The following is a 12,549-nucleotide window of genomic DNA, read 5'->3' as shown; positions in this document are numbered from 1 at the left end:
GTAATATATGTATTTCGTTGTGTTCACATCAAACCAATAGTAAATAGATTACGTTATGGTTATACTAATTAAAAAATAAGTGAGGTGTTAATAATGGCTGTAGCTCATAAAACAGTAATATCTTTCGGCCTTGTTGCTATACCGATATCCATGTATACCGCGACGCAAGACAATGACATACATTTTAATCAATTACACAAAGAAGATAATTCAAGGATAAAATATAAAAAATCTTGTAGTCATTGTGGTAAGGAAATTACAACAAAAGATATTATAAAAGGCTATGAATATGATAAAGATCATTACGTAGTTGTAACGGATGACGATTTAGAAAAAATCAAAACTGAAAAAGAGAAGTCTATACAAATAATGCACTTTGCACAACTTAATCAAATATCTCCTATTTATTATGATAAAACGTATCAAGCAACTCCTTTAGCTGGTGGAGACAAAGCTTTTGAACTTTTACGTGAAGCCCTTATGTCTGAGCAAAAGATTGCAATAGGTAAGACTGTAATGGGAACAAAAGAAACTTTACTTGCAATAATTCCCCGTGAGGATGGAATATTAATCTCTACAATGTATTATGAAGACGAAATTAAAGACCTTGCTAAATCATACAATAAACCAGAGTTAGTAGAGGCTGAGTTCACTATGGCAAAAGCATTAATCAACTCCATGATTACTCCTTTCGATCCTGCTAAATATAAAGATGAGTATCAAATGAAGTTACGAGGTTTGCTTGAAACAAAAATAGCTGGCAAGGAAATTGTTGCCTCTAAATCTGAAGCTCCAAGCAATATAATTAATCTTATGGATGCACTAAAAGCTAGTATTGAGCAAAATAAAGTTAAAGAAAATCCAAAGTCTAAGCCAACTCGTAAAAGAACACCAAAAGGTGCCTAATGGACTTGTTTGAGAATAAAAACATTAAACCTATGTTAATTGGTGAGATGCAAGAGGCATTTGACAGTCCTGATTATATCTATGAGCTAAAGCTAGATGGTGAACGTTGTATCGCATACCTTGATAAAGACATAACCGAACTGCGCAACAAAAGAAATATTAAGATGCTTATTAAAGTACCAGAACTATCGAGTATACACAAACAGGTCAAAAGACGTTGTATATTAGATGGTGAATTGATAGTTATTAAGAATGGGGTTCCAGACTTTTATGAAATTCAGCGACGGTCACTAATGTCAAACACCTTTAAAATCCAACTTGCATCATCAAAACTGCCGGCTAGTTTTACAGCATTTGATATTCTCTACTATGATGATCACTCGGTCACTGATTTACCTTTAATGAAACGTAAAAAGTTGCTTGAAAAAGTTATTAAGGAAAATGAGCGCATTGCAATTTCTCGATATATAGAAGAACGAGGGGTTGAATTTTATCAGCTTGCTAAGCAAAATCTATTAGAAGGCATTGTTGCCAAAAGAAAAGATAGTAAATATTATTTCGACAAACGTACAAAAGATTGGATTAAAATTAAATACCTCCAGGACGATGACTTTGTAGTATGTGGATATATTCTTAAAGGTGGAGGCGTCATAAGCATTGTACTTGGTCAATATTTGAAAAAAGAGTTGGTTTACAAAGGTCATGTTACGCTGGGACTATCTACAGAAGACTTTCAATTAATAAAATCTACACCCATATTAAGCTCACAACCCTTTAATGAAGTGCCCTCTGGAAATGATAATGCAGTATGGATAGAACCTAGCCTTGTATGCATTGTAAAATTTATGATGAAAACAGCAAATGGTTCATTGCGACAACCCGTATTCAAAGGTCTGAGAGATGATAAAGATCCTAAAGATTGTACCATAAATTAAAGGAGATATATTATGTATAATGAAAGCCAAATTAAATACAAAAATAGTAATATTACTCTAATTGATGACAATGAAGATATAGCAAAAATTGATATTACAACTTCGAAAGGACATATGTTTAGAGATAAGGCTTTAATGATTGCAGATGATCGGCATGTAGAAGATTGTACTGTATTAGTTTCAAATCTTACTGATTTAGAAAAAGTAAAGTTATTTGATGCACTAGACTTGAGTTTGCATGACAATACCGACACAAATGCATATATGACAGATAAAATTATATATTTGGAAGATCAAATTGAAGCCTTAACTGAATCACCTAATTGTTCTACTGAAGAAATTGCATTTGATGGCGAGTATGATTTTTACGATAAATAATAATGTAAACAATGCAAAAGAGCCTAGTTGGCTCTTTTAGTTTTTCCATAAGTCATAGACATGATTACCTCTTGGAGCTGTACCACTTAACAGAAGGGCCATACTACTACCCCAAAATTAAAATATAATACCTAAGGCTCACATTAATAATACTATTCGCCTACACAACGTATAAATTACATTACATATCTTGTGTTTTCTAAATTTAAAATCATTAATTTTTAATATTTTTGTTTTCTCAGTATTTATTATAGACCTTTTATACTAAATGCCTCATTTATAGCTTTTTTTACTGAACAGCTATATTGATTACAAAGCAGCCCACTTAGTCCATATTGTGAAAAATGTTCTTTTTTCAGTATACTTGGTGCTTGCCTTTGATTCAGCTTTAATTTTTTATGAACTAACCATTTTACAGCCTTTTTTCTGTTTTTTATATCATGCCAAAAGTAATCAGATACTTCGGAGTGTCTAAATTCCCAATCTTTTATCATTCCTGGATATACTGCATCACAGATATGATGTATACTCGGGTAATAAGACCAGAGTGTTAATAATCCTTGCTTCTTCAAAATTTCCCAGTTCAGATTTTCTTTAATGTCATCAATGCCCCATTTAAGTTCTACTTCAAACACATATTTTAAAGCACCAATTCTATTTTCTTCCTGTGTCCAGTAGTTTTGAGGTACTTTATCATGTTTAAATTGCCAAGGCATATATTCCACCTCTGGATAAGTGCATGTTATATAACGAATAGCTGAACGTCCAAATAACTTTGAAGCAGTATGGAGCTTGTACTTGGTTAAGAACATCTTGGATATTTCCCTCTTTACATCTTCTTTGTTAAATTTAAGCCTTTCATCTATTAAATATTTTAATAACTTAATAGCAACATCTTTTGATTCTTCTACACTCCTATTAGCCCAAAACCCTGATGGAAAGTTTGGAATTCTACCTTGCAATAAAAGTTCATATATTCCTATATCATCTAAATTAGTAAAATTAATTTGAAAATTGTTAGGCATATCAATAACCCCCTTACTCTCTAAATTATTGACAAACCTTCTTAATATCAATCATTTTATAGTGAAAATTAAAATAAAATACCCTATAAAGTAGACTTTTTTCTCTACTCTATAAGGCAATATATTACGTTAATGTTATTATTTATTCTCATAAATCCTCAGTTAACTTTTCAATTTCTCTAAGCCTTTTTTTAGTTTCCTCTATATTAATAGTAATCCTATTATTATCAATACTTAGTACATCTCCTTCTTTAGCACTAGTATGTAAGTTAACTCTTTTTATATTCATCATAGTTCTATCATCTTTTTCACACACTGCGTAAGATCCCTCAAATCTATCAATAATAACTCTCACTTAATTCCCTCCTGCACATATATTACATGGGTCACTATGTGAAGAACTTAGCGCTTCACCTAATGTTCCACTTAATATAGTCTTGCTTCTTAATAATGTACTACAACTTTTACTGAAGTGGTACGATTTTCCTGAAGGAGTATAATATACAATTTTACTGTTATTCGCTGCTATAGGTACTGGAGTGAGAGCAGTTTTAACCGTAGAACTTCCACTACTTGAGGAACTGTTACTAGAAGCACTTGAGCCTATTCCTGCAAAAGCATAACTACCAGGTTTAGTATTAAAGGTTATGTTCTTACCATCTGATGTTGCAATAATTGTGCCATTCTCATCTGTCCTAAACGCTTTAATTCCTTTAGCTTTTAATCTATCCATTGTGGATTTGTGAGGGTGTCCGTAACTGTTACCGTTGCCAACTGAGATGATAGCATATTTAGGGTTAACTTTGTCTAAAAAAGCTTCTGTAGTTGAAGAGTTAGAACCATGATGTCCCACCTTAAGCACATCCGCACCTACATTAAGACCTTTAGATAGCATTTCATTCTCAGAAACATCCTCTGCATCTCCATCAAACATAAAGCTATTATTACCAAACGTTAGTCTAATTACAATTGAAGTGTTATTTAAATCTTTATAGCCACTACTATTAGGTGCCAAAATTGTAGCTGTTGCATTTCCTATTTTAAAAGTTTCCCCAACTGTCGGCACTGTAACTTTCATTCCCTTAGCTTTTATGGCACTTACTACATCTCGAAAAGTTTTAGTGTTTGATGTAGCTTTTGGCATATATATTTTCCCAATTTTAAAAGAATTTATAATATAATCCATACCGCCAATATGATCTTCATGTGGATGCGTACCAATAACATAGTCTAACTTTGTTATACCTTGATTAAATATATAATTTTTAACGGTACTTGAGTCTTCATTATTTCCTGCATCTATTAACATAGAACTTGAACCTTGTTGTATTAAAATACTATCTGCTTGCCCAACATCCATATACGAAACCTTTAGAGTTCCAGTTACAGTCTTTTTACCATTACTAACTGATGTTATATTTTCTTTCTGTGCAGGTACTTCTTTAGTTATAGTCTTATTTGTCTCTGTTTTTAAGGTCGACTCTGTTGGCGTGGTATTTTTAGATGTACTTGAGCAGGCAATTAAGCTGAACATAACCATTAATACCAAAATAAAACTTAAAAACTTTTTCATATTTTTCATCTTAATCCCCTCATATATTTTTTATTATAGGTTATACCAGCTCTTTATCATCATGCTTACATTTACTTTGTAAGCAATTAATAAACTGTCACCTTGACTGCTATTAACCGCTTACCAATATTCCTCTTATTAGTTTATTAGCGCTTCTTTAGACCATTTGAATATCCTTCATTGAGTAAAACACGCCTTACCGTTTCTATCCCGTAATCATAGGATTTTGCTATCTGCCGTATTGTTTGTTTTCTAGCTTTATATATCTCGACAATTTCCTGTTCTATCAGTTTATCCATAAAATATCCTCCCTTCCTCATTAAATCGGGGTATTTTGATCATTTGTGCAATTAGGATTGAATATATCCAAAATTTCTTCATACCCATACTCTTTTTCCATCAGTAATCATCTCCAATGTAAATTCATTTAACTCTTTAGGTCATATTATCATTCCTCCTCATTTATAATTAAAATCCCACTATTTAAAACTAACAGTTTCATTTGGTTAACTGCATTTCTTTCAATATTAAGTTGTGGTGTGTAAGGTGTTTTAGGCTTTAAAACGTAATCAATTAATGCCTTTAAGAATTCTCCATCATCGATATCATTTGGATCAACAATTGTAGCATTATCTTTCTTATTTTCTGTTAAGTCTAAAATCGGAAAAGTTTTAAACAATTTCCCATTCGACAAATGATCTCTAAAAAACTTACTATCATCTTTAAATTCCTCATTTTCTTTTATTAATAGCTGACTGAATAGCTTAAGCGCACGCCCAGGAGTGCTTAACTCATTTTCGCTATACATTGTAAAAGAAATAGATTTTTCGTTGACAACACAATCATTTTCATCGATAAATTTCACATTTTGTTCTGATGCCTTCCATTTTGAATTACATACACCAATTGTATGTAAAATAAATGTTTTTCTCTGTCTTAAATCGCATTCAACTTCTTGGTTAATAATAATTACTCTCATTGAGTATTGATTCATATTAATCCTCCTTTGTGAGCCGTTTTCAAGTTTTATATTATTAATCTCTTGTTTTATGTTTTCATTTTACGTCAATTTTATGTGTAAGTCAACAATTATTTTTTAATTATTTTAATTTTTATATTTCTTTTATCTTATGTAAAATTTAAAATATTTTCATGCCCATTTTATGTGGATTTCTTTATTTTTCTAAATTTGCATTTTTAGGCATTACAATGTTCTAAACGATATTTTTATCGTTCCAGGGCAATAACTCATCTTGAACCGTTAATTAATTTTCGGTAATTCATTTCATTTTGTTCCTGAAGATTCCTCACCTACATCTCCACCACCTCATTACTCCCCTCTAACTACTCTAATGTCCCAACCCCATTGTCGGCTATTTATTGTAGCATAATCTAATTTACTAATTCCATATTTTTCAGCAAGGCTTTTCTTCTAAATCCTAGCCATGCGTTCCAAGTGACTTGTCCCAAGGTAACATTTCAAGAATGACTTTATAATTCCGCTAAAAAGTGCACACCCCCATCTATAAATGCACACCCCTAACTTCAAAATCCATAGTTGTGTGCATTTATTCTAATTTAATCCATATTTTTATCTCTAAATCTTAAAAATCCCTACTCTAAAGTACCAAAAAAAACAACAAAAACCCTTGAATTCAAGGGTTTTCCATTGTATCAAAATTATTGTTTATGTATGTATGGTGGAAGCGAACCGTACACAATTGTAGCCACAATTTCTAGAGACGATTTACTAGAGAATTATAGGTAATAGGTAATTAATACGAGTAAGAATACAATTAGAAAGAATCTTCAATAAAACTTTTTTCTAAATTTCTTAAATATCTATTAACTTAGCTTCACTGCAACTCAATAAAGTTCAGTTCTTATATAATTTAATGAGGTTATGAAAGCTAGTAATATAGCTAAAGTTCGTTAAATGCATTAAAACACGAACTTTATAAATGTTTAATAAATAAACCCATAGCCCTTTAGAAATTAAGCTATGGGTTTATTTATATAGCAGAATTATATTGGTTAATCATTTTTCCAGCTTTAAAATCAGTATTTATTTGTTGCTCCTTTTTTACAATAAAAAAATTCAGTTTGTAACTTACTTGATATATCATCAATTTTACCTTATATTTACTTGTTTTGATTTTTCATATCAATACTTATCTGAGTTAAAACATCCATCATTTTGTTGTAATTTTCATACTCATCTTTATCAATTTTCTGAGATGTTTCCACATTATAATAATACATTAATAAAATAATTATTAAAAATCGTATTAAGCATGTTATTAGCCATACTAGTAGAAATATTAATAAATAGACATTTTTATTATCTATAAATATGATGTATAAAGGTAAAATAAAAGCAGAAAGAATTGCAAGTGCTATATATTTTATGTATTTCAGTGTTAAACCCTTCTCTGCCAACCTTGATGTTGCTGTAGAATTGGTTGAACCAAACACTGAAGTAATTGTTGCATATATTCCTATTAAAATAAATGTAATATTTACTATAAGTCCCAGTCTGTTTTCAGAAAAATAGGTTGTCATATAGATTTGAATTTCTTGAGTAGAATGTGAAATTTCTGGAACTACTTTACTTGATAGGTATAGAATCATAAATAGTGCTAGTATGATCTTTTCCACTATAGGTAGTTCTTTTAGTTCTTTAAAAACCTTTTTCACATTAACACCTCCATATTAAAAAATACTTTCAATAATTATATTACTCAATTTAAGCTATATTGTTCAACTTTCAGATAATTCGTTTTCTATATTGGTTTTTAATTCTATTCTATTCTCTTCATAGGGATCAAATACTAAATCAGGCATTACATCATTTGTTACATTTACCCAATAATTTCTAAAAGCTCTAATTATATTACTGGATTGCTTTTCTACTGTCTTTTTAATTTCTAAACTAATTATTTGTAATGCAGGATTTTTGTCTTTAGAATTAGATAATATTTTATCTTTTAATAAAGCATTTGAGTCTTTTAAGTTTAAGTTATCCATTTCCTGTGTAGTATTATCTTTATATGTAACAATTAACTTTGATATGTAATCTGTATCCAAATTTAACAAGCTAATTAAATGCATTATTGCGTTCAATTGCATTGTATCTGATTTTTTTTTAACCCCAAATTCTATTTTTAATGTATTAGCACTTAAATCTTCCTCAACAGAGGTAGATAAAGCTTTAATAAAGCCGAATTCATTTGTTGTACTATCTTTTATGAATTTTTTTGTTGTACTATCCAAATTTAATTCCAGTGATAAACTTTTAACTCGCGAAGAATTTTTAATTTTTTCTATTCCTTTGTTTATAATAACAGGATGAAATTTGATTTCCCATAACATATTTGTTTTGTTGGGGAAATATGTATTAAAATAGTTTTGAATATCTTTCACCTTTAATCCATTCTGTGAGTACGGAATGCACATGAGCTTGTAAGTATCATCATAATATAGTGTTAATAGTTCTATAACATCTTTATCAATTTGTGCTAATCCAGCTTCAGCTAACTCACCAATAAATGGTTTAAAATCCCTTCTAAACTTCCCAATAGGAATTACACGTACATTTTTTTCGCTATGAGGTATAAATTTAAAAATTGCACATATTTTTTTATCTACTTTTCTAACAACTCTAAATCTATTACTCTGAATTTTGTCAATGCTATCAATAAAATGTAACAATGACACATCTGTTAATACTTCGTTCAGGTATATTCCAACATTATAAAAATATATTGTTCTAGCCATATAATTATTCCCCCATGTATTGTTTTTATATAATATTGTATCATACCATTAGTTATATAATGTATAAATATGTTGTTTCATCCATATAAATCCATGCTTTTGCCTCTCGTCTAATAATACTTTGGTCTTTTTAACCAACTCAGATATAGAAAGATGTTTGCATGTAAACACATCTCTAAATTTATTATATTAAAATATTCGTTTGAAATCAATATATTAAATGAATATTTTATATGTATACCTACTACAGTACAATGTTCATGTGATGGTTATCAGCCGCGTTCGTTTACGGTATACCCTATATGAACTAAAAAAAGAGCATTTCTGCTCATGATATTTCACTTTATACACTATTATAAATAAATGTAAAAATCAATAAGAATGTATATATAAAATTTTATTAATAATTATTCAGGTATAATTAGGTGATTACTTTTTTATAAGGCTTTTATTAATAAATCATCTGACTTAAGATCAAATCCTAACTCGTTTACCTTAGTAATGCATTCAGATATTTTTTCCAAATATAAATCATTGTTTAATAAAATTAGCAATTTTTCTTTTGCGCGACTCACCGCTACGTAATGCAATTGCTCTTCAAATTTATTACCATAAAAATAGTCTCCAGCTAAAATAATTACCTGGTCATATTGTAACCCCTTTGATGAATGTATTGTAGTTAATATATGTTTATATAGATGTTGGTTATAAGTTACTATATATTTAGAATCACTGAGTGTATTAATAAGAACTTGTATTTCTTTTTTACATTTTTCTTCTACTATTGAGTCTGCTAAATATATATATAAATCAATACATTGTTTTTGGAATTCTTGTAGGTTATTGTCTATCCATATGCTCTTGATTCTTTCAAGTCTTATTTTTAAATCTTTAATTTTGTAGGTTTCTGGCATTGGAATTTCATCATAGAAACTATGTTCACTATAATTCTTTTGTAATAAATAGAAAGCTAAACATCTTGAAATCCATATATGATTACTTTCCAGACTTTGGTCATCTAAAGGGGAACGAGGGATGTAAGTCATTTCTATGTTATTTTCTTTAAAATAATTTGCAAATGATTCTCCGTCTACATTTTTCCTTACTAAGAAAGCAATTGTTTTATTATTATCGCACCATAATTTTATAAAGTCTAAAATTTCTTCATTATCATCAATTCCAGGCTCTATATACTTAACTTCATCTATGTTATCGCAATGTGTGTAATATGATCTAACCTCATCTATAAAAATATTGGAATAGTTTTGTATTTGTTTATTTGATCTAAAATTGTGCTTTAATTCAAAGTGTGAAAATCTTGTCTCATTATTTATGAGATTTTTAAAACCTTCTGGATATCCACCCCTCCATTCATATATAGACTGCTTTATATCTCCAACTAAAAATAGAGGTATTTCTAATATCTTGCTTAGATAAAGAAAAAATTTATGCATATCCTGATCGCAATCTTGATATTCATCTACATATATCCTAAAATATTTCGATTTTAAATACCTTTTAGCTACGTGAGATTCTTTTAAAATATTCAAAGCTAACTCAAAACCAAAATTTTTCTTAGGATTTTTATATTTGCAGACAAAACCTTCTTCATTACTTTTTACAATATTCAATAGTTCAGAATAGCTATTACTTGCTCTCTCATTAGAAAAATCGGGTGTAAGTCTTTTGTTATATTCTTCTCCATAAGCATCCCTTATAAATGGCTGAATAACTTCTTGAAGAATAAAATTATCATTTGTACCTATAAACCCATTCCTTATACCAATTCCCATTCTATTTTTTATTTCTTTAGACGCTTTTCTCGTAAATGTTATCGCTGCATATGTTTTATATGTATTGATTTTTTCATTATCTCTTAAAATTCTCTCAATAATTGTATGAGTTTTTCCAGTGCCTGCACTTGCACTAATTACTATATTACCTTGTGTCTCTAAACTCTCGTCCCTAATAGATTGGTCAGAAATTTTAATATGTCTCACTTACTCCACCAACCTTTTTAAACATTCAAATAAGCTACTATTAAAAATTGTTTTACAATCTTCAGCGGTCAGATTTTTACATAATTCTATCATATTTATTAACTTTGCTTGCTGCAAATAATCTATGGCACATTTACTAGTATTTTGTGTAGAAATGAATTTGTCTAATGCCTTTGGAATTACTTCATACAAGTCATTTTCCAAATCCACTTGTGATAAAAAAATATTATTTTCTTTAAATATATTGACCTTATCAGCAAATAATTTTTTAAAACAATATTCTTGTAATTTTATTTTTTTATTTTCATACTCTTCTTTTGTTGTAATATTCTTAAACTTTATATTTTTAACTTTATCATTTTTTATTAGTGTCAAACATCTATTAATACCTAATAGATTTATATTTAGATCAGTATTATTAAATTTCAAATCGTTATCAGTTTTAACAATAATTTTAATACCTAAACAATCTAATATTTTATAATACTCCTTAAAATTTATTCCATCTACTTGCAATATGTAATTTCCGTTACATTCATATTTATGATTAACTGTTTCAAGAATTCTTTTAAATATTATTGATTCTGATGGTCCTTCTATCAATAAAACATTATCAGCGAAAATAGCTTCTGATAAATTTTCATTTAATTTACTTTTAAGCTCTTTATATTCAGGTGGAACCTTATAATAATATGATTTTCCAATTATTTTATCTTTTAAAGATAGTTTGATTAAATTTACATTGTCCATTCTACTTACAATTTGAGATGAATGTGTTGTCATAAATAAATACTTAAATAGATTATCCTCAAATATTTGGTATGACAAAGAAATTTGCATAGACCTATGTAAATGATTTTCAATTTCCTCAATTAAAAATATATTTATTTTGTGATCTTCTAATTCTCTGCTTTCTAAGCTAAGTATAGAATATTCTATTATCTTTTTTCGCCCATCACCAGAAGTTGGATATGTAATATCATCACCATTAGTCATATATGGAACTAATTTAGAATATATATTATCCATTTCAACTTCAGATTTAATTTTGATATTTATATTTTCATTACGATATTTTTTATATTCAGTACTTATATTACCTTCAAATTCGATAATACTTTTAATTTCTGAAATATGCTTATTTAAATCTGTTATGCTTTCTATAAGACTATCTTTTTCTTCTTTTGTAACTGTTTTTTCGTTTCTAAATAAATATTTTGTATAGCGATTAAATACATTTTCCATTTGTATTGAAGAATCAATATAAATAACATTAAAAATTTTATCCACTTCAAAACTTTGCTGCGTTCTTGGCATTGTTTCAAGTGTTTCCAATGTTGATCCCCATCGCATCTCTATTTCACCAATCAAATGTTCATCATTATAATCAGAACGCAATTCTATGCATAATTCTTTTTCTCCAGTCATTAATACACCTTTTATTTTATTAAATATTTTTTTATTATCATTATCTTCCTCATCCTCTATATCTAATATTAATGTTATAATAATTGGTTTTAATGTATCTTTTTTATAATAATCAGAGTCTAAACACCCACAAATTCTATGCTTTCTATCCAACATAAATCGAATGGCATATAACAAATTGGTTTTACCAATGTCATTTACTCCAAAAATTATATTAAAATTAGCAATTCCTATGGTTACATCTTCAAAGTTCCTGAAATTTTGTATATGTAAATTCTTAAATTTCATAAAATCATCTCCCTTATAATTTCAACCTCACAATATAGACATTAAGCGCACTTAAAATCTATAATTTATAATAAGTGTTCCATTTACATAATTCAACAAACATCCATAATTACCCTTCAAAATTTGTAGAAAAAAGTAAAAAACTCCTATATATTCTCAATGTTACTTTAACTATTCTTTAATATTAAAAGGTTTATTTAAGTACACTTCTTGCAAAAATAAAAGAAGTGCTATCCTGC

12 protein-coding genes are annotated in these 12,549 nt (G+C 28.6%); 3 read left to right on the top strand and 9 right to left on the bottom strand.

Going from position 1 to position 12,549, the window contains the following annotated elements:
- Nucleotides 1–93 precede the first annotated feature (93 nt).
- Genes VIM70_RS03780 through VIM70_RS03770 form a run of 3 tightly spaced genes read left to right on the top strand, consistent with a single transcriptional unit; the run spans nucleotide 94 to nucleotide 2,219 of the window.
- Nucleotides 94–906, top strand: coding sequence for a Ku protein (locus tag VIM70_RS03780; protein ID WP_331944265.1), 813 nt, complete (start codon nucleotides 94–96; stop codon nucleotides 904–906).
- A complete protein-coding gene (locus VIM70_RS03775; protein WP_331944263.1) occupies nucleotides 906–1,841 on the top strand; it encodes an RNA ligase family protein in 936 nt (311 codons plus the stop codon). The genes VIM70_RS03780 and VIM70_RS03775 overlap by 1 nt, the downstream gene beginning before the upstream one ends.
- A gap of 12 nt (nucleotides 1,842–1,853) precedes the next feature.
- Nucleotides 1,854–2,219, top strand: coding sequence for a hypothetical protein (locus VIM70_RS03770; RefSeq protein WP_331944261.1), 366 nt, complete (start codon nucleotides 1,854–1,856; stop codon nucleotides 2,217–2,219).
- A 248-nt stretch (nucleotides 2,220–2,467) separates the two neighbouring features.
- Here the strand turns inward: VIM70_RS03770 and VIM70_RS03765 are convergent, their stop codons facing one another.
- The 9 genes from VIM70_RS03765 to VIM70_RS03725 all read right to left on the bottom strand — a co-directional run bounded on the left by VIM70_RS03765 (nucleotide 2,468) and on the right by VIM70_RS03725 (nucleotide 12,310).
- Nucleotides 2,468–3,244, bottom strand: coding sequence for a DUF4046 domain-containing protein (locus VIM70_RS03765; protein WP_331944259.1), 777 nt, complete (start codon nucleotides 3,242–3,244; stop codon nucleotides 2,468–2,470).
- A 148-nt stretch (nucleotides 3,245–3,392) separates the two neighbouring features.
- On the bottom strand, nucleotides 3,393–3,599 hold the full coding sequence (locus tag VIM70_RS03760) for a DUF3006 domain-containing protein (RefSeq protein WP_331944257.1): 207 nt from the start codon (nucleotides 3,597–3,599) through the stop codon (nucleotides 3,393–3,395).
- Nucleotides 3,600–4,826, bottom strand: a complete 1,227-nt coding sequence (locus VIM70_RS03755) for a ComEC/Rec2 family competence protein (protein WP_331944255.1) — start codon at nucleotides 4,824–4,826, stop codon at nucleotides 3,600–3,602.
- 137 nt (nucleotides 4,827–4,963) lie between these two features.
- Nucleotides 4,964–5,116 (bottom strand): hypothetical protein, encoded by a 153-nt coding sequence (locus VIM70_RS03750; RefSeq protein WP_331944253.1) that lies wholly within the window; start codon nucleotides 5,114–5,116, stop codon nucleotides 4,964–4,966.
- 149 nt (nucleotides 5,117–5,265) lie between these two features.
- A complete protein-coding gene (locus VIM70_RS03745; protein WP_331944251.1) occupies nucleotides 5,266–5,811 on the bottom strand; it encodes a hypothetical protein in 546 nt (181 codons plus the stop codon).
- Between the two features lie 1,148 nt (nucleotides 5,812–6,959).
- Nucleotides 6,960–7,514, bottom strand: coding sequence for a hypothetical protein (locus VIM70_RS03740; RefSeq protein WP_331944249.1), 555 nt, complete (start codon nucleotides 7,512–7,514; stop codon nucleotides 6,960–6,962).
- 63 nt (nucleotides 7,515–7,577) lie between these two features.
- Nucleotides 7,578–8,594 (bottom strand): hypothetical protein, encoded by a 1,017-nt coding sequence (locus VIM70_RS03735; protein WP_331944247.1) that lies wholly within the window; start codon nucleotides 8,592–8,594, stop codon nucleotides 7,578–7,580.
- A 437-nt stretch (nucleotides 8,595–9,031) separates the two neighbouring features.
- Nucleotides 9,032–10,594: a UvrD-helicase domain-containing protein gene (locus VIM70_RS03730; protein ID WP_331944245.1), complete on the bottom strand. Its 1,563-nt coding sequence runs from the start codon at nucleotides 10,592–10,594 to the stop codon at nucleotides 9,032–9,034.
- A complete protein-coding gene (locus VIM70_RS03725; protein WP_331944243.1) occupies nucleotides 10,595–12,310 on the bottom strand; it encodes an ATP-dependent nuclease in 1,716 nt (571 codons plus the stop codon).
- Nucleotides 12,311–12,549: the final 239 nt, after the last annotated feature.

Source organism: Clostridium sp., from assembly GCF_036569345.1.
GTDB lineage: Bacteria > Bacillota > Clostridia > Clostridiales > Clostridiaceae > Clostridium_AD.
This window is presented reverse-complemented; position numbering and strand designations above follow the sequence as displayed.

Coding starts and splice junctions, on each gene's coding strand:
- VIM70_RS03780 (WP_331944265.1), top strand. CDS start 94: ATGGCTGTAGCTCATAAAACAGTAATATCTTTCGGCCTTGTTGCTATA.
- VIM70_RS03755 (WP_331944255.1), bottom strand. CDS start 4,826: ATGAAAAATATGAAAAAGTTTTTAAGTTTTATTTTGGTATTAATGGTT.
- VIM70_RS03775 (WP_331944263.1), top strand. CDS start 906: ATGGACTTGTTTGAGAATAAAAACATTAAACCTATGTTAATTGGTGAG.
- VIM70_RS03770 (WP_331944261.1), top strand. CDS start 1,854: ATGTATAATGAAAGCCAAATTAAATACAAAAATAGTAATATTACTCTA.
- VIM70_RS03735 (WP_331944247.1), bottom strand. CDS start 8,594: ATGGCTAGAACAATATATTTTTATAATGTTGGAATATACCTGAACGAA.
- VIM70_RS03765 (WP_331944259.1), bottom strand. CDS start 3,244: ATGCCTAACAATTTTCAAATTAATTTTACTAATTTAGATGATATAGGA.
- VIM70_RS03745 (WP_331944251.1), bottom strand. CDS start 5,811: ATGAATCAATACTCAATGAGAGTAATTATTATTAACCAAGAAGTTGAA.
- VIM70_RS03750 (WP_331944253.1), bottom strand. CDS start 5,116: ATGGATAAACTGATAGAACAGGAAATTGTCGAGATATATAAAGCTAGA.
- VIM70_RS03725 (WP_331944243.1), bottom strand. CDS start 12,310: ATGAAATTTAAGAATTTACATATACAAAATTTCAGGAACTTTGAAGAT.